This is a genomic window from Duganella sp. GW821-FHT07F09 (assembly GCF_059418705.1).
The window spans coordinates 445,766-470,922 of the sequence record NZ_JBWKQJ010000002.1; the positions used below are offsets into that span (position 1 = coordinate 445,766).

General features: G+C 60.3%; 21 protein-coding genes. 2 read left to right on the plus strand and 19 right to left on the minus strand.

From position 1 onward, the window contains the following. Positions 1–65 precede the first annotated feature (65 nt). From AC07P1_RS07095 to AC07P1_RS07140, 10 genes are all read right to left on the minus strand, one after another. Positions 66–611, minus strand: a complete 546-nt coding sequence (locus tag AC07P1_RS07095) for a F0F1 ATP synthase subunit delta (protein ID WP_315221298.1) — start codon at positions 609–611, stop codon at positions 66–68. 2 nt (positions 612–613) lie between these two features. Then, positions 614–1,084 (minus strand): F0F1 ATP synthase subunit B, encoded by a 471-nt coding sequence (locus AC07P1_RS07100; protein WP_090324147.1) that lies wholly within the window; start codon positions 1,082–1,084, stop codon positions 614–616. Between the two features lie 42 nt (positions 1,085–1,126). Then, on the minus strand, positions 1,127–1,405 hold the full coding sequence (gene atpE, locus AC07P1_RS07105) for a F0F1 ATP synthase subunit C (RefSeq protein WP_135200866.1): 279 nt from the start codon (positions 1,403–1,405) through the stop codon (positions 1,127–1,129). A gap of 63 nt (positions 1,406–1,468) precedes the next feature. Continuing rightward, positions 1,469–2,275 carry a F0F1 ATP synthase subunit A gene (gene atpB, locus AC07P1_RS07110; protein WP_494695115.1) on the minus strand — a complete coding sequence of 269 codons (807 nt, stop codon included), beginning with the start codon at positions 2,273–2,275 and terminating at the stop codon, positions 1,469–1,471. 20 nt (positions 2,276–2,295) lie between these two features. Next, complete coding sequence (locus AC07P1_RS07115) at positions 2,296–2,661, minus strand: ATP synthase subunit I (protein ID WP_494695116.1); 366 nt, start codon at positions 2,659–2,661, stop codon at positions 2,296–2,298. A gap of 322 nt (positions 2,662–2,983) precedes the next feature. Further along, on the minus strand, positions 2,984–3,871 hold the full coding sequence (locus tag AC07P1_RS07120; protein ID WP_494695117.1) for a ParB/RepB/Spo0J family partition protein: 888 nt from the start codon (positions 3,869–3,871) through the stop codon (positions 2,984–2,986). A gap of 18 nt (positions 3,872–3,889) precedes the next feature. Next, a complete protein-coding gene (locus tag AC07P1_RS07125; protein WP_494695118.1) occupies positions 3,890–4,660 on the minus strand; it encodes a ParA family protein in 771 nt (256 codons plus the stop codon). Positions 4,661–4,792: 132 nt separating this feature from the next. Beyond that, positions 4,793–5,443 (minus strand): 16S rRNA (guanine(527)-N(7))-methyltransferase RsmG, encoded by a 651-nt coding sequence (gene rsmG, locus AC07P1_RS07130; RefSeq protein WP_494695119.1) that lies wholly within the window; start codon positions 5,441–5,443, stop codon positions 4,793–4,795. Next, positions 5,440–7,383 carry a tRNA uridine-5-carboxymethylaminomethyl(34) synthesis enzyme MnmG gene (gene mnmG / locus AC07P1_RS07135; protein WP_090324162.1) on the minus strand — a complete coding sequence of 648 codons (1,944 nt, stop codon included), beginning with the start codon at positions 7,381–7,383 and terminating at the stop codon, positions 5,440–5,442. Before mnmG ends, rsmG begins: the two co-directional genes overlap by 4 nt. 189 nt (positions 7,384–7,572) lie before the next feature. Continuing rightward, positions 7,573–8,337 carry a sulfite exporter TauE/SafE family protein gene (locus tag AC07P1_RS07140; protein ID WP_494695120.1) on the minus strand — a complete coding sequence of 255 codons (765 nt, stop codon included), beginning with the start codon at positions 8,335–8,337 and terminating at the stop codon, positions 7,573–7,575. A gap of 121 nt (positions 8,338–8,458) precedes the next feature. Here AC07P1_RS07140 and AC07P1_RS07145 point away from each other — a divergent pair, with 121 nt between their 5' ends. Beyond that, entirely contained in the window at positions 8,459–9,625 is a 1,167-nt protein-coding gene (locus AC07P1_RS07145) for an iron-containing alcohol dehydrogenase (protein WP_494695121.1), read from the plus strand. A 3-nt stretch (positions 9,626–9,628) separates the two neighbouring features. Here AC07P1_RS07145 and AC07P1_RS07150 read toward each other — a convergent pair whose 3' ends face one another. The 8 genes from AC07P1_RS07150 to AC07P1_RS07185 all read right to left on the minus strand — a co-directional run bounded on the left by AC07P1_RS07150 (position 9,629) and on the right by AC07P1_RS07185 (position 19,428). After that, positions 9,629–11,686 carry a 3-hydroxybutyrate oligomer hydrolase family protein gene (locus tag AC07P1_RS07150; protein WP_494695122.1) on the minus strand — a complete coding sequence of 686 codons (2,058 nt, stop codon included), beginning with the start codon at positions 11,684–11,686 and terminating at the stop codon, positions 9,629–9,631. Positions 11,687–11,815: 129 nt separating this feature from the next. Beyond that, complete coding sequence (locus AC07P1_RS07155) at positions 11,816–12,790, minus strand: branched-chain amino acid ABC transporter permease (RefSeq protein WP_494695123.1); 975 nt, start codon at positions 12,788–12,790, stop codon at positions 11,816–11,818. 9 nt (positions 12,791–12,799) lie between these two features. Further along, positions 12,800–13,684 carry a branched-chain amino acid ABC transporter permease gene (locus tag AC07P1_RS07160; protein ID WP_494695124.1) on the minus strand — a complete coding sequence of 295 codons (885 nt, stop codon included), beginning with the start codon at positions 13,682–13,684 and terminating at the stop codon, positions 12,800–12,802. Positions 13,685–13,818: 134 nt separating this feature from the next. Further along, positions 13,819–15,027, minus strand: a complete 1,209-nt coding sequence (locus AC07P1_RS07165) for an ABC transporter substrate-binding protein (RefSeq protein ID WP_494695125.1) — start codon at positions 15,025–15,027, stop codon at positions 13,819–13,821. A 63-nt stretch (positions 15,028–15,090) separates the two neighbouring features. Beyond that, complete coding sequence (locus tag AC07P1_RS07170) at positions 15,091–15,798, minus strand: ABC transporter ATP-binding protein (protein WP_315221321.1); 708 nt, start codon at positions 15,796–15,798, stop codon at positions 15,091–15,093. Then, complete coding sequence (locus AC07P1_RS07175) at positions 15,798–16,568, minus strand: ABC transporter ATP-binding protein (protein WP_494695126.1); 771 nt, start codon at positions 16,566–16,568, stop codon at positions 15,798–15,800. The genes AC07P1_RS07170 and AC07P1_RS07175 overlap by 1 nt, the downstream gene beginning before the upstream one ends. 125 nt (positions 16,569–16,693) lie before the next feature. Then, entirely contained in the window at positions 16,694–18,322 is a 1,629-nt protein-coding gene (locus AC07P1_RS07180) for a GMC family oxidoreductase (RefSeq protein ID WP_494695127.1), read from the minus strand. A 68-nt stretch (positions 18,323–18,390) separates the two neighbouring features. Beyond that, positions 18,391–19,428 (minus strand): NAD(P)H-dependent flavin oxidoreductase, encoded by a 1,038-nt coding sequence (locus AC07P1_RS07185; RefSeq protein ID WP_494695372.1) that lies wholly within the window; start codon positions 19,426–19,428, stop codon positions 18,391–18,393. A gap of 992 nt (positions 19,429–20,420) precedes the next feature. On the opposite strand from AC07P1_RS07185, the gene AC07P1_RS07190 reads away from it, so the two are divergent. Next, positions 20,421–21,107 carry a 5'-methylthioadenosine/adenosylhomocysteine nucleosidase gene (locus AC07P1_RS07190; protein WP_494695128.1) on the plus strand — a complete coding sequence of 229 codons (687 nt, stop codon included), beginning with the start codon at positions 20,421–20,423 and terminating at the stop codon, positions 21,105–21,107. Between the two features lie 234 nt (positions 21,108–21,341). Here the strand turns inward: AC07P1_RS07190 and putA are convergent, their stop codons facing one another. Next, positions 21,342–25,004, minus strand: coding sequence for a trifunctional transcriptional regulator/proline dehydrogenase/L-glutamate gamma-semialdehyde dehydrogenase (gene putA / locus AC07P1_RS07195; RefSeq protein ID WP_494695129.1), 3,663 nt, complete (start codon positions 25,002–25,004; stop codon positions 21,342–21,344). Positions 25,005–25,157: the final 153 nt, after the last annotated feature.

A 25,157-nucleotide genomic window follows, 5' to 3' on the forward strand; every position in this document is an offset into this window, starting at 1 on the left:
AAAGTGTTTCTCTCAGCTTGCGCGAGGGGAAGAATCTGTTCTAAGCGGGTCCGCCGGCTTGCGCCTTAGGCGGCCAGTGCCACACGCATTTGCGACAGCTTGGCGCGGACCGAAGTGTCCAGCACTTCATCGCCAACCACCACGCGCACGCCACCGATCAACGCCGGATCCACGGTCACGACCGGGTTCAGCTTGCGGCTGAATTTCTTTTCCAGTGTCGCGACCAGATCGGCGACTTGAGCGGCGTTCAGCTCGAAGGCGCTGGTGATCTCGGCGTCCGCCGCACCTTCCGTGGCGTTTTTCAACGCCTGGAATTGCGTGCCGATTTCCGGCAGCAGACTGATACGGCCGTTGTCGACCAGCATCGCCAGGAAGTTTTTCGCTTCCGTGTTCAGCGGCGACTTCACCAGGGCCGTAATGGCGGCGCTCACGTCGCTTGCCGAGGTCTTCGGGTTGCGGGCGAATGCTTGCACCTCGGGGTGGGCACCGATCTGGGCCAGTTCGGCCACCAGTTCGGACCACGCCGCGAGGTTGAACGATTCCTTACCTGCTTGGGCTACGCGGAACAAAGCTTCCGCGTAGGGACGGGCGACGGTTGCGTTTTCTGCCATGATTACAGCTCGACAGACAGGCGCGACAACAGATCGGCGTGGGCCGAGGCGTTGACTTCGCGCTTCAAGATTTGCTCGGCGCCCTTCACAGCCAGGTCAGCCACCTGAGCGCGCAGCGTGTCGCGCGCCTTGGCCAGTTGCTGATCGGCATCTGCCTTGGCTTGCGCAATGATGCGGTCCGCTTCGGCTTGTGCATTCGCTTTGATTTCTTCAGCCACCAGTTGCGCGCGCTTTTCGGCGTCGGCAACACGTTGCGAAGCTTCTTCGCGTGCACTGGTCAGTGCTTCGGCGGCGCGCTTTTCAGCGACAACCATCGCAGCCTGGCCCTGGTCGGCCGCGGCCAGACCATCAGCGATACGCTTGGCACGCTCATCCAACGCTGCGTTCAGCGATGGAAATACGAACTTCATCGACACCCAGACCAACACCGCGAAGGTGATCATCTGGCCGATGAGAGACATATTGATGTCCATACCTTTGCTCCTAACTAAAAGTTTCTCCTAGGGTGGAGCGGATTACTGAGCAGCGGACAGAACGGCAGCCAGGAACGGGTTGCTGAAGGTGTACAGCAGGGCAACGCCGACGCCGATCATCGAGATCGCATCCAGCAGACCAGCGATAACGAACAGCTTGGTTTGCAGTTGTGGCATCAGTTCTGGTTGACGGGCCGACGCTTCCAGGAATTTGCCGCCCAGAATTGCGAAACCGAGTGCGGTGCCGATAGCGGCCAGACCGATGATGATTGCTGCGGCCAGAACGGTCATGCTTTGTACTTGTGCGATCAGAGCTTGCATTGAAATTTCTCCTAAGATTTTAAAAAAGACTACAGATACTAAAAAAGATAAAACGATTTGTTGTTAGTGCTTCTCAACCGCAAGGCTCAGATAGACAACCGTCAACGCCATAAACACAAACGCTTGCAGGGTCACCACCAGGATGTGGAAGATAACCCAAGGACCACCCAGCAGCCACTGCGCCCACCATGGCAGCAGAGCGATCAGAATGAACAGCAGCTCGCCGGCGTACATATTGCCGAAGAGTCGCAGCGACAGCGACAGTGGCTTGGCCAGCAACTCGATCATCTGGAAGATGAAGTTGACCGGCGCCAGCACGATGGCCATGAAGCCATGCGCGTGGAACGGGGCGGTCAGCAACTCTTTACCCCAGCCGCCCAGACCCTTGGCTTTGATCGAGAAACCAATAATGCAGAGCATGACGCCGAACGACATGCCGAAAGTGTGGTTGACGTCGGCGGTCGGCACGACGCGCAGGTAGTGCACGCCAGCGTAGCCCAGCAGCTTAGGCAGCAGGTCGACCGGCAGGAAGTCCATGGCGTTCATCAGCCAAACCCAGCAGAAGATGGTGATCGCCAGCGGGGCGATGACCTTGCTCTTGGCGTGGAAGGCCGAATTGACCACTTCGTTGACCAGCTCCATGACGGCTTCGACGAAGTTTTGCAGCTTGCCCGGCACGCCGGCGGTCGCTTTACGCGACGCCATGTAAAACACGCCCAGGAAAATCAGTCCCAGAACGGCCGAAACCCAGAACGTGTCCAGGTTGTACATGCCGTCGGCACTTTTCAGGTGGGTCAGGTGATGCTGGATATACTCAATTGAGGTCGGCGCGGCTTGTTCGTGCGCCCCTGCAGCGTTTTCTGTGGTCATAAAAGTTTAGATTTTGGTGATTAAATTGCTAGCAGTGAGAACCAGTATGCCAAGGTTGCCACCGCGAAACCCAAGATCAGCCATAACCAAGAGGCCGACTGAAACAGCGCCAGTGCCACAACAAACAGCACTACCGTGATAAATATTTTCGTTACTTCGGCCCATACGTGCGACCGGAAAACTTTTTTGGGGTCATTTGTTTCGCCCGCAACAATCATCGCGTACATCAGACTCCCGATGACTGCGATTGCTCCGCCATAGGCGGCCGACCAAGCTTTGAGTACTCCACCCCAGTTCCAGGCGAGCAAGGCGAATCCAGTGACGATGGCCAGCTGGAGGGCGACGACTTTAAACATCGGCTTGGAATGACTCGTTGATTTACTCACTGCCGAGCTCCAAAAAAAGCCGATAAAACCCAAAGACGCGTGATTATATGTGTCTTTACTGTATCACGTCAAACATTGCTGCACCGCAGCAGAGCATTTTGTGCGCGAAAGAGACGCTTTTATAAACATTTCCAAACGCTTTGCACCACTTTGGAGCCAGTTAAACGTTTGGCATTTTGTTGATTTTGGAGCAAAAATTCCGGACGCTTGGGCGTCGTCTGAAACACGTAGGGCGGATTAGCGAAGCGTAATCGGCCATGGTAGCGCCCTCGGCGGCTCATCGATGGCCGATGACGGCGTTCAGCCTGATCCGCCCTACGTGTTACGCGCGCAATCTTGCCAATACACCATCGAGGATATCCAGATCGGCGAAGTCGATGATCATCTGGCCGCGTCCCTTCGTTCCCATCTTGAACACCACCGGCGTGGCCAGCTTGTCGGACAGCTCTTCCTCCAGGCGGACGATGTCGCCGGACTTCTCTTTCTGCCGCGCTTCGGTGGGAGACGCCTTCTGTTCTTCCAGGGTCTTGGTCACCAATTTTTCGGTTTCGCGCACCGACAACCGTTTAGCGATGACCATGTTGGCAAGATTGATCTGCGTGGCGGCGTCAACCGACAACAGCGCGCGCGCGTGGCCCATGTCGATATCGCCGGCCATCAACATGGTTTGCACCGCCGACGCCAGATTCATCAAACGCAGCAGGTTCGACACCGCGCTGCGCGAGCGGCCGACGGCGCCGGCCGCCTGTTCGTGCGTGAAACTGAAATCGGTGATCAGGCGGTGGATGCCCTGCGCCTCTTCCAGCGGATTCAAATCCTCGCGCTGCATGTTCTCGATCAGCGCCATCGCGGCGGCGGCCTGATCGTCCACGTCGCGCACCAAAACGGGGAGCACTTCCAGGCCGGCGATTTGCGCGGCGCGGAAACGGCGCTCGCCGGCGATGATCTCGTACTTGATCTCGCCGCTCAGTTTATCGGTGCCGACCGGACGCACCAGGATCGGCTGCATGATGCCCTGGCTTTTGATCGACGCGGCCAGTTCCTGCAGACCGCCCTCGTCCATGCGGGTACGCGGCTGATATTTGCCGGCCTGCATTTGCGTGACGTTCAATACGGACGGCGTGTTGGCGTCCGCCGTGGTCAGATCGACGTCGCCGCCGAGCAGCGCTTCGAGGCCGCGACCGAGGCCCTTGAGTTTTTTGGTTGCCATGATGTGGGTATCTTTACGTTACATTTTTTTAATGCGCGCGACCATCTCGGCGCCGAAGGCGATATACGCCTGCGCACCCTTGGAGGATGGATCGAACGTGACGCCAGGCAAACCATACGATGGCGCCTCGGCCAGACGCACGTTGCGCGGGATGATGGTTTTGAAGACCTTGTCGCCGAAGTGCTGCTCGAGCTGCGCCGACACCTGCTGCGACAGCGTCATGCGCGGATCGAACATCACGCGCAGCAGGCCGATGATCTTCAGATCGGGATTCAGGTTGGCGTGCACCTTCTTGATGGTGTTGACCAGGTCGGACAAGCCTTCCAGCGCGTAGTACTCGCACTGCATCGGGATGATGACGCCGTGCGCGGCGCACAGGCCGTTCAGGGTCAGCATGGACAACGCCGGCGGGCAGTCGATCAGGATGAAGTCGTACTCCTTGTCGACGGCCGTCAGCGCGTCCTTCAGGCGGCGCTCGCGGTTGTCCAGCGAGACCATCTCCACTTCCGCGCCGGCCAGCTCGCGGTTGGACGGCAGCACGTCGAACTTGCCCGGCTCCGAACGCTGGCGCGCGGTGGCGACGTCGGACTCGCCCAGCATGACCTCATAGGTCGACGCGGGCAGGCCCGCCTTGTTGATGCCCGCGCCCATCGTCGCGTTGCCTTGCGGGTCCAGGTCCACCAGCAGCACGCGCTGGTTCAGCTTCGCCAATCCGGCGGCCAGGTTGACGGTGGTTGTTGTTTTGCCAACTCCACCTTTTTGATTCGCTACGCAGAAAATTTTTGCCATGTAGTTCTTATCGATCTCTTTTTAGTTTCGGACGCCGCGGTCTCGTTTTTAAAAAATTATTTATACTATTAAAACGATATAAACGATTTATATCGTTTATACGGTATAAACGATTTATACGATATAAACGATTTATACATTTTCTGCCTCTATGAACACCAGATGGCGTTCCGCCTCCAGCCCCGGCACCGTCAAAGGCTCTAATTTCCGTACTTTCCATGGCTCCGGAAGCCGCTCTCTTTCGTCCTCTGGAGCCGTGCCTTTCAAGGCGATGAATCGCCCGCCCTCTTGCAGCAAATGCCCCGACCAGTTGACGAAGTCCGACAGGTCCGCAAAGGCCCGCGAGGTGATGACGTCGAACTTTGTCTTCACCTCCAGCTGCTCGACGCGCTTGGTGTACACCGTCACGTTGGACAGGCCCAGCTCCGCCTTCACCTGGTTCAAAAACGCGGTCTTCTTGTGCACCGTATCGATCATCGACACCTTCATATCCGGACGGCTGATCGCCAGCACCATGCCCGGCAAACCACCGCCCGCACCCACGTCCAGCACGTTTTTCGCGCCCGCGAAAGCCGGCACGGCGGCCAGCGAATCGAGCAAATGCAGGGTCACCATCTGCATCGGATCGCGCACCGACGTCAGGTTGTAGACCGAATTCCACTTGTTCAGCAGCGCCAGATAGTCCAGCAGCTTCTCCACTTGATCGTCCGCCAGGTCCAGCTTCAGATCCTTGATGCCTTGTTTTAAAACATCCGCGACAACTACACGGTCAAACACCTTCATTGCACCGCCTCGTCTTTCTGCGCGTTTTTGTCATTCAAATAGCCGCCGAAACCGGCCTTTTTCAGGTGCACCAGCAGCAGCGAGATCGCCGCCGGTGTCACGCCGGAAATGCGCGACGCCTGGCCCAGCGTCTCGGGACGCTGCGCGTGCAGCTTCTGGCGCACTTCCACCGACAGCGCGGTGATGTCCAGATAGCTGAAACCTTCCGGCAATTTCAGGTTTTCGTAGTGCTCGTGGCGCTCCACTTCCTTGGTTTGGCGGTCGATATAGCCCGAATATTTGAGCTGGATTTCGACCTGTTCGCGCACCGCGTCGTCGCTCACGCCGGGTCCGGCGAGCTCGCGGCCGTCGATGCCGGACAGGCTCATCAGCTTCTCGTACTCGACGCCGGGACGGCGCAGCAGGTCCGCCAGCGAGTATTCGCGCTCGATTGCCTGGCCGATGACGCGCTCCGATTCGGCTGCTTCCAGGATGCGTGGATTCACCCACGTGGAACGCAGACGCTCCAATTCCAGCGCCACCGCTTCGCGTTTTTTCTCGAACGCTTCCCACTGCGCGTCGCCGACGCAGCCCAGTTTGCGGCCGATTTCGGTCAGGCGCATGTCGGCGTTATCCTCGCGCAGACTGAGGCGATACTCGGCGCGGCTGGTGAACATGCGGTACGGTTCCAGCACGCCTTGCGTGACCAGGTCGTCGACCAGCACGCCCAGGTAAGCCTCGGAACGGGCCGGCGTCCACGCTTCCTTGCCCTGGGTTTGCAGCGCGGCGTTGAGGCCGGCCAGCATGCCCTGCGCCGCCGCTTCCTCGTAGCCGGTGGTGCCGTTGATCTGGCCGGCGAAGTACAGGCCGCTGACAGCCTTGGTTTCCAGCGACGCTTTCAAGCCGCGCGGGTCGAAATAATCGTACTCGATGGCGTAGCCGGGACGCAGGATGTGGGCGTTCTCCATGCCCTTCATCGACCGCACCAGCTCGATCTGGACGTCGAACGGCAAGCTAGTGGAGATGCCGTTTGGATAGAATTCGTTGGTCGTCAGGCCTTCCGGTTCGAGGAAGATCTGGTGCGATTCCTTGGCCGAGAAGCGATGGATCTTGTCCTCGATCGACGGGCAATAACGGGGGCCCACGCCTTCGATCACGCCGGTGTACATCGGGCTGCGGTCCAAACCGGCGCGGATGATGTCGTGGGTTTTGTTGTTGGTGTGCGTGACCCAGCACGGCATTTGCGCCGGATGCATGGCGGCATTGCCCATCACCGAGAACACCGGCACCGGATCGAGGTCGCCCGGCTGCTCGGTCATCAGCGAAAAATCGATGCTGCGGCCGTCGATGCGGGGCGGCGTGCCGGTCTTTAAACGGCCCTGTGGCAGCTTTAATTCCTTCAGGCGGGCAGACAGCGAGATCGCCGGCGGATCGCCTGCACGGCCCGCTGAGTAGTTCTGCAAGCCCACGTGGATCTTCCCGTCCAGGAAGGTGCCGGCGGTCAGCACGACGGCCGGCGCCAGGAACTTCAGGCCGATCTGGGTGACGGCGCCGACCACGCGGTCGCCCTCCACCATCAGATCGTCCACGGCCTGCTGGAACAGCCAAAGGTTGGGCTGGTTTTCCAGGCGCGAACGGATGGCGGCCTTGTACAAGATACGGTCGGCCTGCGCGCGCGTGGCGCGTACCGCCGGGCCTTTGGACGAGTTCAGGATACGGAACTGGATGCCCGATTCATCAGTGGCGATCGCCATGGCGCCGCCCATGGCATCGACTTCCTTGACCAGATGGCCTTTGCCGATACCGCCGATGGAAGGGTTGCACGACATCTGGCCCAGGGTCTCTATGTTGTGCGTCAAGAGCAAAGTCTTCTGCCCCATGCGGGCGGAAGCGAGGGCCGCCTCGGTACCGGCGTGACCACCGCCGACGACGATGACGTCGAAATTAGTTGGAAATAACATGATGGAATTGGGTAAAAGCGAAGGGATCAAGCACCGATTATAAAGTCTTTTGAGAGCTGCGACTTTTTTAGGCAAAATATTTTCGTTTGCTTGGCATCATTGTTCCACGTGAAACAATGAAAAAAAGGGATGCTTGTCATCAAACAAGCATCCCTTTTCAGCGATTCTCAGTGTTCCACGTGGAACAATCTACCAGCGTATCCACGAATCGTAGCTGGTCTTCACAATCAATATGGACACTACCACCAGGAACAATTTGCGGACGAATCCACTGCCGTGCTTCATCGCCAGACGCGTGCCGATGATCGAGCCGGCGATCTGGCACACAGCCATCATCGCCCCCAGTTGCCAGATCAGGTGGCCGCTATAACCGAACCACACCAGCGCCGACAGGTTGCAGGCAACGTTGACAATCTTGGCTACGGCCGACGCGCCGAGGAAGTCGAAACCGAAGATCCGAACGAACAGAAAGACCAGGAAGCTGCCCGTGCCCGGACCGAAGAAGCCGTCGTAGAAGCCGATGCCGGAGCCGATCAACAGCGCCAGCGTCTGCTCCTTCCGGCCGGTGTGCAGCGGCGCGTGCACGCTGCCGAAGTCCTTCTTGGCGAAGGTATAGATGGCCACAGCAAGCAGAACGATGGGCAGCACCGTGCGGAAGAAGTCGGGCGGAACCTTGGTGACCGTGTAGGCGCCAAAGAAGGAAAAGATCAGCGCGGCGAAAGCGGCCGGTGCGGCCACCGACCAGGCGATGGCGACGCGGCGCGCATAGCTGACCGCCGCCACGCTGGTGCCGGCGATACTGGCAAGCTTATTGGTGCCGATAATCGTGGCCGGCGCCATGTTGGGAAAGACCGAAAACATCGCCGGTAACTGTATCAGTCCCCCGCCCCCGACCACGGCATCCACCAAACCGGCGCTAAACGCCGCCACACCCAACACCGCATACTCAACCATAACCTGACTATCCCAACTGGCAAAAGCCACATTGTACGGAAGAAATTAGCAAGCCACCCGGCACCCCTGCCGGCCTTCATGTAAGCTTCCACGTGAAATCCACCAATCACGGACCGCAGCCATGAACGATTTCCCAGCATTCACTTTCAGCACCGTCGCCCACATCGTCTCCGAACTGGGCGCCGCCAACAAACTCGGCGAGCACATCGCCCAGCGCTTCCCCACCGTCAAACGCGCCCTGCTCGTTACCGATCCCGGCTTCCTCAAAACCGGACTGACGGACGCCCCCGCCGCCAGTCTGCGGACAGCCGGCATCGGCGTCAGCATCTACTCCAACGTCGTCGCCGATCCGCCGGAACAGATCGTGCTGGAAGCCGTCGCCGCCGCCCGCCAACACCGCAGCGACATCGTGATCGGCCTGGGTGGCGGCAGCTCGATGGACGTCGCCAAACTGATCGCCGTGCTGGCCGGCGGCGACCAGGAGATCGACGCCATCTATGGCATAGGCAACGTCAAGGGCAACCGGCTGCCCCTGGTGCAAATCCCGACCACCGCCGGCACCGGCTCAGAAGTCACCAACATCGCCATCGTCACCACCGGCGCCACCACCAAGATGGGCGTCGTCGCTCCCCAGTTGTACGCCGACATGGCCCTGCTCGACGCCGAACTGACCTTGGGCTTGCCGCCGCTGGTCACGGCCGCGACAGGCATAGACGCCATGGTCCACGCGATCGAGGCCTACACCAGCCGCCACAAAAAGAACCCGCTGTCGGACATCCTGGCGCGCAAGGCGCTGGGCCTGTTGTCCGCCAACCTGATTCCCGCCTGCGAGAACGGCCGCAACCTGGCGGCCCGTCAGGCCATGCTGTTGGGGGCGATGCTGGCCGGACAGGCATTCTCCAACGCTCCGGTGGCGGCGGTGCACGCCCTCGCCTATCCGATCGGCGGCACGTTCCACGTGCCACATGGCTTGTCGAATTCGCTGGTGCTGCCGCATGTGCTGCGCTTCAATGTGCCGGCGGCGGCGGGCCTGTATGCGGAGTTGGCGGAGATTGTCGTGCCGGAAGCGAGCGGCAGCGCGGAGGCGCGGGCGGAAGCCTTGGTTGTTGCAATGCAACAAATTGCGACCATCACGGGGATAGAGCGGACCTTGCAGCAGGTCGGCATAAAGGAAACGGATCTGGACCGACTGGCGGACGACGCCATGCTCCAGACCCGTCTGTTGGGGAACAACCCCCGCACCGTCACGCGCGACGATGCGAGGGCGATCTACGCGGCGGCTCTCTAGACTTTACTGCGGAACATCCACGGTCGTGCCGCTGACGTTGATCAGGTTGCCCGGCGCGGGCGCCTGCACGAACGGCGGCACGTTGGCCACAGTCATCGGCGTCGTCGCGTCCGGCCGCGTCACCGTGCGCACCACCTGCGACGGCGGCAGCGGCACGTTCGGGTTGCGCAGGTGGGCCATCATCGCATCGAGCGCGCGGAACAGATAGATGTGCAGCGGCACGATGTTCTGCGGGAAGACGCTGGTGAAGGCATCGAAGTGGTTGGCGTTCAACACCTCGATGTAGCGCAGCTTGCTCGCCGGCCCCTCGGCCAGCGCGTTCAAGCCCAGGTAAGCGCGCGAATTGAAATTCACCACCATCAGCGTGTCGCTACGGCCGGAGGCGATGATCGCCGGTTTGCCGTGCAGATTGCCGGTCGCCAGCACCTCGGCCGCGCCGGAACGCACCCGCGCGCTCTGCTCCGCCAACGTGCCGGTCAGCGCGTTGCCGTTGACCGGATCGATACCGGTGGCCAGCGCGCGCAGGCACAGGAAGCCGTCGAGCGACTGGTCGGCCAGATTGGTGCTCGGCGATACGCCAAGGTTGTACGCGCGCGGTCCGCCCACCGACGCCTCGTAGACCGGCGTGCCGACGATGCCGTTCTGCGTGGCGAAGCTGGCGGCGCGCTGCGCCGGCGTGAACGGCACCGGCGAGCCGGTCGCGTCGGTCGGGGCGAACGTGAATCCGCACAGCTGGTCGGTCACCGAGAAGCGGCCATAGGCGTTGGCGTAGGTCACGGCCACCAGCACCGTGGTCAATGCATGCGAGGCCTGCAGCACGTCGGAATCGGGCAGCCAGCCGTATGCCCTGAGCCGCGCGCGGGCGTCCTCCTGCTGCGCGGCAAGGTTCGCGCCGGTCAACAAGCCTTTGGCGACCAGCGCCGTGCAACGGCCGGGAGCCGCCGCCGTGGAGGCGATGCAAGGCTGGTACAGCGCGGCGTAGGTCGAGTAATCGATCAGCCACTTGCCCTGCCCCGTCACCGGCACGCCGTTCTGGCGGATCGAGTAACCGGTCGCGGTGCGCGGCTGGATCTGCGGCTCGTTGGCGGCCACGCCGTCGATCAGGCCCTTGGTGTCCTGCTCGGCCGCCAGCAAGGCCGAGGCGGCGCCGTTGGAGATGCTGGAACCGATCGTGATGGTGTTGGTCGGCGTGAAGCGCACCACGTGGCGGGTGTTGTCCCGGGCGTAGCGGCCGTACTGCTCGTTCAGGATGTAGAACGCGAACTCGACCGCCTGCAAGGTGTGGTTGCCCCAGTCCTTTTCCGGATTCTGTTGCGAGTGGGCGTGCTTGAAGGCGATGCGTCCCGGCTTGCCGGCGGCGAAGGCGGCGCGGTCGGCGTCGCCCAGTATCGGCGTGAAGTTGGAGTTCTTGCCGGCCGCCGTGCGCGTGGCCCGCACGCCGTTCTGCAGGTTCACGCTGTCGTCGTCGAAGGTGTAGAGCCCGGTCCCCGAGCCCTTGTCGCTGTAGGCGACCGCGCACTTGTTCTTCAGGCCCCACTCGCCGGAGGTGCCGATGGCGCCGTAGACGCCGCGCGAACCGCTCGACGCGCCCGTGATGATGCAGGGGTTGTTGGCGTCGAAGCTGGCCGGTATTTGCACCATGAGGGTGACATTCTTGTTGCCGCTGCCGTCGTCGGCGTAGGCGATGAACTCGCTGCCGGCGATCTTGCCCTCGCCGGTCGTCGGCGTGCCGTTGACGTCCACATTCGGGCCGTACAGCCTGCCGTAGCCGGCGGCCGAGCTGATGTCCTGGATGGCGCGGTAATTGGCGTAGATGGCGTTGCGGCGCAGTTCCGCCGGGGTCGGGTTCAAGGGGTCGGCGTAGGCCGGCAGCGCACCGGCCAGACCGGTCGCCCCCAAGCCGGCGGTCAGCAAATCGTCGCTGACGCCGTCGTAGGTTTTCGCGGTGATGGTGCCGAGATAAATCGGACGCTCGTTGATGATTTCCGGCCCATCATGGTGATGGCCACAAGCGGTCAGTGCGATGCCGGCCAGCGCCAGCGTGATTTTCTTGGTATGCATGTCATCCTCTTCTTCAGTAAGACTCAAAGCAACAGACGGACTACCCCCGATCCAGCCCGAGGCCGGATAAAAAAATTTACTCTCGATTTGAAAAGGACGCCGGGCAGAACGCCCGGCGTCTGTGCTAGATCATGCAGGCTTCTTATTGCCGAGCTTGGCGACGATTTCGCCGATGATTCCGCGGCGGAATAACAACACGCAAACGATGAAGATCAAGCCGATCACCATGGTGACGGCTTCGCCGATAGTGTTGAACCATTCGATGCCGGTGACCTGGGTCAGGTAGATGCCCCAGTCGCCCAGTTTGTTCTCCAGCATGATGATGATCACCGCGCCCAGGATGGGACCGGCCAGGGTGCCCATGCCGCCCACCAGGGTCATCAGGATAACCAGGCCCGACATGGTCCAGTGGACGTCGGTCAGGGTCTCGAAGCCCTGCACCAGCACCTTGGTGGAGCCCGCCAAACCGGCCAGGCCTGCCGACAGCACGAAGGCCAGCAGCTTGTACTTGTCGACGTCGTAGCCGAGCGAAATCGCGCGCGGTTCGTTCTCCTTGATCGCCTTGAGCACCTGGCCGAACGGCGAGTGGACGATGCGCACGATCAGCGCGAACGCCAGCACGACGATGGCCAGCACGAAGAAGTACAGCACGGTGTCGTTGGACAGGTCGATCATGCCGAGCAGTTTTCCACGTGGAACGCCCTGCAGGCCGTCCTCGCCGCCGGTGAACTCGCCGGCGCTGAGCGCGCCGAAGAACACCATCTGCGCCAGCGCCAGGGTGATCATCGAGAAGTAGATGCCCTGGCGGCGGATCGCCAGGCCGCCCATCACCAGGCCGAGCAAGGCGGCGCCGACGACGCCGGCCAGGATGCCGAACTCGGAGGGCCAGCCCCACACCTTGAGCGCGTTGCCGGTCACGTAGCCGGCGCCGCCGAAGAAGGCGGCGTGGCCGAACGACAGCAGACCGGTGAAGCCGATCAACAGGTTGAACGCGCAGGCGAACAGCACAAAGCACAGCAGCTTGGCCAGGAACACCGGATAGCCGATGAACGGCGCCAACAGCGCGATCGCCAAAACGATGGTATAACCGATTTTCTTGTTCATCCGTCCCTCCTATTTTTCTTTACCGAACAAACCAGCGGGACGGATCAGCAGCACGACTACCATCACCAGAAACACCACCGTCGACGAAAACGGTGCATACACCACCTTGGTCAAGCCTTCGATCACGCCCAGGCCGAGGCCGGTGAGGATGGAGCCCATGATCGACCCCATGCCCCCGATCACCACAACGGCGAATACGACGATAATCAGGTTCTGACCCATGAGGGGCTGCACCTGGATGATCGGGGCCGCCAGCACCCCTGCAAAGCCCGCCAAAGCGACGCCGAAGCCGTAGGTGAGCGTGACCATCAGCGGCACGTTGATGCCGAACGCTTCCACCAGCTTCGGATTCTCGGTGCCGGCGCGCAAATAGGCGCCCAGTTTGGTCTTTTCGATCACGTACCAGGTGGCCAGGCAGACGACGACGGACGCCACGACCACCCAGGCGCGGTAGTTCGGCATCACCATGAAGCCGAGGTCGGTTGCGCCGGCCAGCGCGTCGGGCACCTGGAACGGCTGGCCCGAGACGCCGTAGAAGGAACGGAACACGCCCTCGATCAGCAAGGTGATGCCGAAAGTCAGCAGCAAGCCGTACAAATGGTCGAGCTTGTACAGGTGGCGCAGCATGGTCTTTTCGATAACGATGCCGAACACGCCGACGATCAGCGGCGCCAGCAGCAGCATGGTCCAATAGTTCAGACCGAAATATGTCATCCCCATCCAGGCCACGAAGGCGCCCATCATGTACAGCGCGCCGTGGGAAAAGTTAATAACGTTGAGAAGGCCAAAGATGACGGCCAGGCCGAGTGACAGCATCGCGTAGAAGGAGCCGTTCACCAGCCCCAGCAGCAGCTGGCTCATCCATACGCTCAAGGGATAGCCGAAAATTTCCATGAGATCACAGTCTAAAGAGCACCTTGCCGGACGGCGAGGCGGAGTACGAGGACAAAAACAAGGACAAAAGCGCAGAACGGACCGGCGCCTCGCCACGCGGAGTGGCGCTGCGCCGGCCCTGTGTACAACTCAGCTTATTTCCACAGGCTGCATTTGGTTTCGGCCTTGGTGGCGTACGCCTGGTCGCCCGGAATGGTGGCCACGACCTTGTAGTAATCCCACGGATATTTCGATTCCGAAGGCTTCTTCACTTCCATCAGGTACATGTCGTGGACCATGCGGCCGTCCGGACGGATCACGCCGTTCTTGGCGAACATGTCGTTGATCTTGTTGGCCTTCAGATAGGCCATGACCTTGTCGGAGTCGTCGGTACCCACGGCCTTGACCGCTTTCAGGTAATTGGCGGCGGCCGAGTAGTCGGCCGCCTGCAGCATCGACGGCGACTTCTTCATCTTGGCGAAGTAGCGCTTCGACCAGTCGCGCGTTTCCTGGTTCTGGTCCCAGTACCAGCCGTCGGTCAGGTACATGCCCTGCGTCAGGTTCAGGCCCAGCGAGTGGACGTCGTTGATGAAGATCAGCAAGCCGGCCAGTTTCATTTTCTTGGTGATGCCGAACTCGTTGGCGGCCTTGATCGAGTTGATCGCGTCGCCGCCGGCGTTGGCCAGGCCGAGGATCTGCGCGCCCGACGATTGCGCCTGCAACAGGAAGGACGAGAAGTCCGACGCCGACAACGGATGCTTGACCGAACCCATCACCTTGCCGCCGGCGGCCTTGACCACGTCCGACGTATCCTTTTCCAGCGACTGGCCGAAGGCGTAGTCGGCGGTCATGAAGTACCAGTTCTTGCCGCCCTGCTTGACGATGGCGCCGCCGGTGCCGCGCGCCAGCGCGATCGTGTCGTAGGCGTAGTGCACGGTGTAAGGCGTGCATTCCTCGTTGGTCAAACGGGCCGAGCCGGCGCCGATCGAAATGAAGACCTTTTTCTTCTCGGCGGCGACCTTGGCCATGGCCAGGTTGGCGCCCGAGTTGGTGCCGCCGATCAGCATGTCGACGCCCTGCTGGTCGAACCATTCGCGCGCCTTGGAGGCGGCGATGTCGGCCTTGTTCTGGTGGTCGGCGGAGATGAACTCGACCTTCTTGCCGGCGATGACGACGCCGGCGTCCGCGATCGCCATTTTGACCGCCTCGGCGCCGCCGGCGCCGTCGATATCCGTGTACAGGCCGGACATGTCGGTGATCATGCCGATCTTGATAGTGTCGCCGGAAACCTGGGCTTGCGCGGCAAAGGACAGGCCTAGCGCGCAGATGGCGGTGGCGGCGATGGTGATAGCTTTGAGTTTCATTTTGTCTCCGTTCGAATAGTCGTGATTTAGATTTGTATGGTCACAGAACGATGAAGTAATTATCTACACGCCAAGCAGCTCGGTCAGCACCGGCATCTTGTCGCTCAATTCCGATGAAACAAAAGTCTCGACGATCTGACCGTGTTCCATCACATAAAACCGGTCCGCCAGCGGCGCGGCGAACCGGAAATTCTGTTCCACCATGACGATGGTGTAGCCCTTCGATTTCAAGGTGGTGATCATGCGCGCCAGGCCTTGCACGATGACCGGCGCCAGGCCCTCCGAAATTTCATCGAGCAGCAACAGGCGCGCGCCGGTGCGCAGGATGCGCGCCACCGCCAGCATCTGCTGCTCGCCTCCCGACAGGCGGGTGCCCTGGCTGTGCTTGCGCTCTTCCAGGTTGGGGAACATCGCGTAGATTTCCTTGATCGACATGCCCTTGTCGCCGGTCGACAACTGCGGCGGCAGCAACAGGTTTTCCTCGGTCGACAGCGAGGCGAAAATGCCGCGCTCCTCGGGGCAATAGCCCACGCCGAGGTGGGCGATCTTATGCGTCGGCAAACCGATCGCCTCGACGCCGTTGATCTTGATCGAACCCTTGCGGGCGCCGGTCAATCCCATGATGGCGCGCAAGGTGGTGGTGCGGCCGGCGCCGTTACGGCCCAGCAAGGTGACCACTTCGCCGGGCTGCACCGTCAGGTTGACGTCGTGCAGGATGTGCGATTCGCCGTACCAGGTTTGCAGGTTGGAAATTTGCAGGGCGGCCGTCATCAGTGGGCTCCTTCAAGCTCGGCGGCTTCGGTGCCCATGTACGCTTCCATCACTTGCGGATTGCGCGACACCTCCGCGTAGGTGCCCTCGGCCAGCATGGCGCCGCGCTGCAAAACGGAGATCTTGTCGCAGATGCCGGACACGACTTTCATATTGTGTTCGACCATCAAAATGGTGCGTCCCGCCGACACTTTTTTGATGAGGTCGGTTACGCGGTGCACGTCCTCGTGGCCCATGCCCTGCGTCGGTTCATCGAGCAGCATCAGCTCCGGCTCCATCGCCAGGGTAGTGGCGATCTCCAAAGCGCGCTTGCGCCCGTATGGCATATCGACGGTGACGGTGTCGGCGAACTCGGTCAGGTCGACCTCAGCCAGCAACTGCATCGCACGATCGTTGAGCTTGTCCAACGCGCGCTCGCTCTGCCAGAAATGGAAGCTGGTCCCCAACTGGCGCTGCAATCCGATGCGGACATTCTGCAGTACCGTCAGGTGGGGAAACACCGCCGAAATCTGGAACGAACGGATCACACCCATGCGGGCGATCTGCGCCGGCTTCGCCGCGGTGATGTCCTTTTCGTTGAACAGAATCTGGCCCGAAGTCGGCACCAGGAATTTCGTAAGCAGATTGAAGCATGTGGTTTTACCGGCGCCGTTGGGGCCGATGAGCGCGTGGATGTGACCGCGCTGCACTTTCAAATTGACGTCGTTGACCGCAGTAAAACCTCTGAACTGCTTGGTCAAGTTCTTCGTTTCCAAGATAACACCAGACATCCTGTCTCCCTTGCTTCTATGGTTCAAGGTACTAAATTTTTTTTAGATCATACAGAGTAAAAAATTAGCTAACAATACAGTATAACTACTACTTACTTTTGATCTAACGCTAACAAGCGGTCCCATCATTTCCAGGCTGAACGGATCATTTCTGAAGCTTTTTCGGCGATCATGATCGTCGGAGAGTTGGTGTTACCGGAGGTGATGAAGGGCATGATGGATGCGTCCACAACGCGCAAGCCGGCGACGCCGATGACACGCAATTGGCTATCGACGACGGCGGTGGGATCGTCGGCGCGGCCCATCTTGCAGGTGCCGACCGGATGGAAGATGGTGGTGCCGATATGGCCCGCCGCTTCCGCGAGTTCTTCCTCGGTGCGGTAGTGGATGCCGGGCTTGTATTCCTCCGGCGAGAACTTGTTCAGCGCGGGCGACGCGACGATCTGGCGTGTCAACGTCAGCGCCGCCGCCGCCACTTTGCGGTCCTCGGCGGTACTCAAATACATCGGCGAAATCTTGGGAGGCGCGTACGGATCGGCGCCGGCGATATGCACATGGCCGCGCGATGTCGGACGCAGGTTGCACACGCTGGCGGTGAACGCGGGGAAGGCGTGCAAAGGGTCGCCGAATTTTTCCAGCGACAAGGGCTGCACGTGATACTGAAGATTGGGTGTCGGCTGATTGGCATCGGAGCGCGCGAACGCGCCCAGCTGCGACGGCGCCATCGACATCGGCCCGCTCTGGAACATCGCATACTCCAGGCCGATCTTCATTTTTCCGAACCAGTTCGACGCCATCGTGTTCAAGGTGCGGGCACCACCGCCGAGCTTGTAGATCATGCGCAGCTGCAGATGGTCCTGCAGGTTTTCGCCGACACCGGGCAGGTCCGCCAGCGGCGCGATGCCGTGATGAAGCAGCTTCGCGGCCGAGCCGATGCCCGAGCACTGCAAAATCTGCGGCGAACCAACGGCGCCAGCGGCCAGCACGGTTTCTTTCGCGGCCATCGCCTGGTACTTGCTGCCGCCCCCGGTGAAAATCACGCCTTTGCACACTGGACCTTGATCGCTCATTTCGATCTGCAATCGTTCCACGTGGCAGCCGGTCATGACCGTCAGATTGGGACGGCCCGACACCGGCTTCAGGAAGGCCTTCGCCGTGTTCCAGCGGATGCCGCGTTTTTGATTGACTTCGAAATAGCCGCAACCGGCGTTGTCGCCGCGATTGAAATCGTCGACTTTTGCGATGCCGTTCTGTTCCGCCGCATCGCGGAACGCGTCCAGTATCTGCCAGGACAGGCGCTGTTTTTCCACGCGCCACGGACCGCCGGCGCCGTGCTCTTCGGAAGCGCCGCCGTGATAATCCTCGCTCTTTTTAAACAGCGGCAGTACCTGGTCCCAACGCCAGCTGGGGTCGCCGGTCAAGTCGGCCCAGCGGTTGTAATCTTCCGCCTGGCCGCGCATGTAAATCATGCCGTTGATGGACGAGCTTCCGCCAAGTACTTTTCCGCGCGGGTAAAGCAGGCTACGCCCGTTCAGGCCGGCGTCGGCTTCGGTGCGGAACATCCAGTCGGTGCGCGGATTGTCGATGCAATGCAGATAGCCGACCGGGATGTGAATCCACACATAATCGTCCCTGCCACCCGCCTCGATCAGCAGGACGTCGACGTTTCTGTCCGCGCTTAAACGGTTTGCCAATACGCAGCCAGCCGAGCCTGCCCCAATGATGATGTAATCGTAGTCGCCTGCTGATTCCAAAAACTGCTCCTCCAAGGATGACTCGGTATGCCGGGGCGTTGGGCTCTCTCGGCGATCTGAGGCTTAGTCTACGCTGCGTTCATCTCCGATAGCAATGTTTCAACAAGCTTGGCGGCCGGCATGGGCCTGGCGCGTGCGACACCGGTGCCGCACCACAGCGACATCAGTTCGGTATCGCCGCGTTTGGCCGCTTCGGCGCGGATCGGCGAGGTTAGAGCATTTTGGATCGGATATGCCGGCAATTGCGCTTCCACCGGCTCCAGTTCCCGCATCACACGGTTCACCAATCCCCGCGCGTAGCGACCGGAAAAAGTGCGGGTGAGACGCGTCGGATGGTCGCCGGCGGTCAACAACCGTTGTTTGTAGTGTGGATTAATTGCCGATTCGTCGGTCACCAGGAAGGCTGTTCCCATCTGAACGGCCTGCGCGCCCATGTCCAGCACCCGTTTAATGTCGGCGCCGTCCATAATGCCGCCGGCGGCGATGACGGGAATATCCACCGCTGCCACAATTTTCGGCAGCAGCTCGAACGTTTTCAATGTCGCGTCTTCCTGCGCACCGATGAAGGTGCCGCGATGGCCGCCCGACTCGGTGCCGGAAGCGATCACGGCATCGGCGCCCCTGCTCTGCCAGGCGATGGCTTCCTCGGCATGGGTGATAGTGCCGATCACCACAATACCGGCGTCGTGCAAACGCTGGATTTGTTCGGCGCTCAAGATGCCGAAAGTGAAGCTGGCGACGGCCGGGCGCAATTCGATCAGCGCCTCAAACTGGGCTGAGAAGTCCTCGCACCACTTGGCTGGCGTGGGTAACTCGCTCCAGCCCAGCGACGACCAGAGCGGTTTCAACCATTCGACGGCCCTGCTTATTTCGGCCGGATCAGGTTGCGGAGTCTCCAAAACGAAGAAGTTGAGGCAAAAGGGTTTATCCGTCAACGCACGGATTTGCGCGGTTTGTTCGCGGATCGCGGCTGGGGAAAGTAAGGAGCAAGCCAGGGAACCGAGCGCACCCGCATTGGAGACGGCGGCTACTTGGGCCGGAGTGTTGGGGCCGCCAGCCGTGGGCCCCTGGATGATTGGATGGGGAAAAACGGATGTCAGATTCATCATATTTCTCACTTTAATGCCCACTTACCCCTGTGGATAAGTCTATGGATATCCACAGGCACGATATGTGAGTAAACAAAAAATTTCTAGGGAGCTGTTTTCTTATCCCAAAACAGTTCTTGGGTCATACACGGCTTACGAGCCTGCTTATGAAGTTCGTAAACGCCTGATTCTAATCCAAAATGAGGACTTATCCACAGAAAAGTGTCTACGTTAACAACTACTACTATTTTTATATATACATCTTTAGAGTAAACCATAGATCGCTCGACTCGAAGAAAAACCCCAAAAACCGAGGCGCAAGCGCCTGAAGACCTTTGTGTAAAAAAAAGGAAGCCACATGAACAAAAGGAAGGCGGTTGATCAACAAGCGATGGGCCTGCAAAACAAAAAATTGCTATGTAGACACGTAGGGCGGATTAGACCGGAGGTCGTAATCGGCCATCGACGAGCCGTCGACGGCTCATGGCCGATTACGCTTCGCTAATCCGCCCTACGTGTTTTAGATGAGATCTCGGCGCTGTGGCCGTAGTTGATGTTGCTGAAAAGCTCAGAAAACCCTGCAAAACCGTGCCGCCTGTGAATAACTTACTGGATATCCACAGGATGAGTTGTGGGTAAGCACGAAGTTATCCAAGGGGCGACATTTTATACAGAATTGCTCCGTAAATGGTACAGCGCTTATGCAAGTGCTTATCTTTCGCGTAAACCAATGATTTGTAAACGTATACAGAACTTATCCACAGCTAAATGCCCGTTTACTACTACTACTATTTTTTATATATATCTTTGTAAACTACTAAACCATGAAAAGCGAAAAACGACCCGAAAACCCGAAAAAGCGCAGATTTCTGACGAAATCTGAGGCCCTCTTCGTGGGCAAAGACCCGTTTACACAGCAAAAAACGCCTTAAAATCGACCGTTTTTAGCTTCGCACTGTGGAGAACTCACAGGAAGTCCACAGCCACCACTCAAAAAACAGGAAAAAAATATGCGTTTAGGCATCATTAGTGCGTTGGCTGAAGAACAGCATGGGCTGATAGAAGCCCTTGAGAGCCCCTACAAGCACGTCCACGGCATGAGGGAGTACACCACCGGGAAACTCTGGGAAATCGACGCTGTGTGCGTCCTGTCGCGTATAGGCAAGGTTGCAGCGGCAATGACAGCCGCGATCCTTGTGGAAAAGTTCGGAGTTACCCACATCGTCTTCACCGGCGTCGCTGGAAGCGGGGATAAGAACGTCAAAGTCGGCGATATCGTCGTCGCGGAAGCCCTGGTGCAGCACGATTTCGATGCCAGCCCGCTGTTTCCCCAATTTGAGATCCCGCTAACGGGGCTATCTCACTTCGCCACAGACGTCGTCTTGACGGAAAGATTGGCCCTTGCAGCCTCCAAAACCACGCGTGTGCATCGTGGATTGATCGCCAGCGGCGACCAGTTCATCGGAAAGTTGGCGCAAATCCAGGCTATCAAAGCCGGATTGCCTGAATTATTAGCAGTTGAAATGGAAGGCGCAGCCGTTGCGCAAGTGTGTTTTGAGCTCGGCATTCCGTTCGCGGTGGTCAGAACGATCTCGGACAACGCCAACGACGACGCCGCCGTCGACTTCATGCATTTCATCAAAACCGTAGCCTCGCGCTACGCGTTCGAGGTTATCCACAACTTCTGCAAACCCTAGTGGCAACTCCGGGGTCAGGTCCTCATGCCGCTAAGTCAAGCGTTCATCTACATCACGTTGGGGCGGATTAGCGCAGCGTAATCGGCCAAGCGCCGTCGGCGGCTCATGGCCGATTGCGGCGTTCCGCCTAATCCGCCCTACGAAAATCGCCTTAACTTAGAGGCATGAGGACCTAACCCCCGGATGAAAAAAGGGCCGGGTTTGATCCCGGCCCTTCGCGTTCACAGCTTTTTCCTACGCTTCCAGCGTCATCAGGCTGGCGTTGCCGCCCGCAGCGGTCGTATTGACGCACAGAGCCCGCTCAGCAAGCAAACGCCACAGGGGGATGACCCCATCCTCGTTGGTGTCGATCAGGCTCACCAGCGCCCCGCTACGGGCCGCCAGTTGGCTGTACAAGCTGCCGGCCAGCATCGATTCCACCAGGGCGATCTGGAAATCGCCTTCGAAACTGTTGAGATCGGCCACTGGCTTGATCCAGTCTTTTACGCTCGCAGGCAGATCTGCCGGTACCAGCTTGGCGGTGTCGCCCGCGAGCAGGGCGATATTTCCGGTGGCGAGGACTGCGGCGAGCTGGTTCAGCAGGCCCTCCTGGGTGCTTGCGGCACAAACCACCGCGCCACGTGGCACCAACGCCAGCGTGTTGCGCTCACCGGTCGGGCCCGGCAAGGCGGTCAGGCTGCCCAGCATCGTCGTGCGGCTGTACTGATCGGCCAGCTTGGCGATGCCGTCGCGGCCGTGCTTTTGCGCCCAGGCGGTCAGGGCGTCCAGCGCCGGCGTCGCCTGGCGGTCGCGCTGCTGCTGCGGCGTTGCTGTTGCACCGCGCTGCAGACGCTTCAGGTACAGCGGACCGCCGGCTTTAGGGCCGGTGCCGGATTTGCCTTCGCCACCGAAGGGCTGCACGCCCACGACCGCGCCGACGATGTTGCGATTCACGTAGATGTTGCCAACATGCGCGTTCGAGCTGATGTAGTCGATCGTTTCGTCGATGCGCGAATGTATGCCCAGGGTCAGGCCAAAACCGCTTTCGTTGATTTGCCGGACCAGTTTCGGCAAATCCGCACGTTTGTAGCGGATCACGTGCAGAACCGGGCCGAAGACTTCCTGCGTCAGTTCCGACAGCGAACGGATCTCCAGCACCGTCGGCGGAACAAAAGTACCGGCGGTAATCACGCTCGACGGCAGATCCAGCGAGAAGTAGTTCACCGCCGTGCCCTTGAGCTTGTTGATGTGCGCCAGCAGGTTTTGCTGCGCTTCGGCGTCGATGACCGGGCCGATATCGGTCGCCAAGCGGTCCGGGCAGCCGACTTTCAGCTCGAGCATCGCGCCTTTGAGCATTTTGATGGTCTTGTCGGCGATATCTTCCTGCAGGAACAGCACGCGCAGCGCGGAGCAACGCTGGCCGGCGCTGTCGAAAGCGGACGAAATCGCATCCTGAACAACCTGCTCCGGCAAGGCCGACGAATCGACGATCATCGCATTTTGGCCACCGGTCTCGGCGATCAGCGGAATCTCGATGTTTTCGGCGGCCGCACGCTTGGCCAAGGTGCGGTTGATCAGCTGCGCAACTTCGGTCGAGCCGGTGAAGATCACGCCTTTGACACGCGGATCTGCGGTCAGCGCGGCGCCGACCACTTCGCCACGGCCCGGCAGGAATTGCAGCGCGGCGCGCGGAATGCCCGCTTCGTGCAGCAGCTCGACCGCGCGGTGCGCTATCAGCGGCGTTTGCTCGGCCGGCTTGGCCAGCACCACGTTGCCCGCCGCCAGCGAGGCGGCGACCTGGCCGGTGAAAATCGCTAGCGGGAAATTCCACGGGCTGATGCAGGTGACCGGACCCAACGCGAGCGTATTGGTCGAACCGGCGACCTCGGCCGCGTAGTAACGCAGGAAATCGACCGCTTCGCGCAACTCGGCGATCGCGTTCGGCAGCGATTTGCCCGCTTCGCGGATCGCCAGGGTCATCAGCTCCATCGCGTTCGCTTCGAACAGGTCGGCGGCGCGGTTCAACGCGGCGGCGCGTTCGGACGGCTGGGTGGTCTGCCAATCCATCGCGAAATTGCTGGCGCTGATCAGCGCGCTGTCGACGTCGGTGGTGGTTGCTTCGACCAGTTTGCCCACGATATCGCTATGCTGGGCCGGATTGCTGACATCCTGCACCGGCTGGCCGACGCTGACGCCGCCCGCCAGCAGCGGCGACGCGTACCAGGTGCGCGGCACGGCCAGCGCCGCCGAGATATCGCGCAGCACATCCTCGTTGGCCAGGTCGAAGCCGGCCGAGTTCTTGCGCTCCGCGCCGAACATGGCTTGCGGCAGCGGAATGCCGGCGTGCGGCTGGCCGCCCTGCTCGCGCGCCTGGGCGACGGGGTCCTTGATCAGCGAGTCGATCGGAATCGCCTCGTCGACGATCTGGTTGACGAACGACGAGTTGGCGCCGTTTTCCAGCAGGCGGCGCACCAGGTAGGCCAGCAAGGTTTCATGCGTGCCGACCGGTGCGTAAATGCGGCACGGCTTGTCCAGATTGTCCTTGCCGACGACCTGGTCGTACAGCGATTCGCCCATGCCGTGCAGGCACTGGAATTCGTAGTCGGTCACGCCGTCGCGCTTGGCCCAGGTGTAGATCGTCGACAAGGTTTGCGCGTTGTGCGTGGCGAACTGTGGATAGATCACGTCGGTCGCGCCCAGCAGCTTTTGCGCGCACACCAGATAGGAAACGTCGGTGTAGACCTTGCGCGTGTAGACCGGGTAGCCGCTCATGCCGTCCACCTGGGCGCGCTTGATCTCCGCATCCCAATACGCGCCCTTGACCAGACGCACCATGAATTTGCGGCCGCTGCGCTTGGCCAGGTCGATCAGGAAATCGATCGCGAACGGGCAGCGCTTCTGATACGCCTGCACGACGAAGCCGATGCCTTCGAAACCGGCCAGTTCCGGATCGTAAGCCAGCGCCTCCATCAGGTCCAGCGACAGTTCCAGGCGGTCGGCCTCTTCGGCGTCGATGTTCAGGCCGATGTTGTAGTGCTTGGCCAGCAGCACCAGTTGACGCATGCGCGGCAGCAATTCCTCCATCACGCGGGCGCGCTGGGCGCGGCTGTAACGCGGGTGCAGCGCCGACAGCTTGACCGAAATGCCCGGACCGTTCTTGATGCCACGCCCGTTCGACGCCTTACCGATCGCGTGGATCGCCGTCTCGTACGAGGCATAGTAGTTCTTGGCGTCGGCCTCGGTCAGCGCCGCCTCGCCCAGCATGTCATATGAATAACGATAACCGCGCGCCTCGTTGGCTTGGCCGTTCTTGATGGCTTCGTCGATGGTTTGACCGGTGACGAACTGATTGCCCAGCATGCGCATCGCCAAGTCGACGCCTTTGCGGATCAGCGGCTCGCCGCCCTTGGAAATAAGCTTGGTCAGCGCCGAGCCCAGGCCGGTCTCGCTGTTGGTGCTGACCAGTTTGCCGGTGATGAGCAGACCCCAGGTGGCCGCGTTGACGAACAGCGACGGCGACTCGCCCAGGTGCTTGCGCCAGTCGCCCTTGCTGATTTTGTCGGCGATCAGGCGGTCGGCGGTGGCATTGTCGGGAATACGCAACAGTGCTTCGGCCAGGCACATCAGCGCGACACCCTCTTCCGACGACAGCGAGAACTCGTGCATCAGGGCGTCGACACCGGAGGCGCGGGTGCGCTGTTCGCGCACCGAGCTGACCAGTTTATGCGCCAGTTGCTGCGCCTGTTGCAAGCTATTGGCGTCGTTGTTTTTGATCTGATCCAACAACCACTGAACCGCGCTCACTTCGTCGCGCCGATAGGCCGCCGTCACTGCTGCGCGCAGTGGAATCGGGTCGCGCAGGATTTCTGCTTGTAACGCTGCGAAGGGGGTGAAAACGGTCGGATCTGCTGCTTGCATGAATGACTCTCAGAATAGAAATTTAGGAGCGTCCACTTACAAAAACACGCTCTGCAAGCGGGTAGCTTGAGAGCGTGGTTTGAGGTTGAATCGTGGTCTCGAATCGTGAACTGCTGATGATTCGATTGTAAAGTGAATTCTTCTGGATTAATT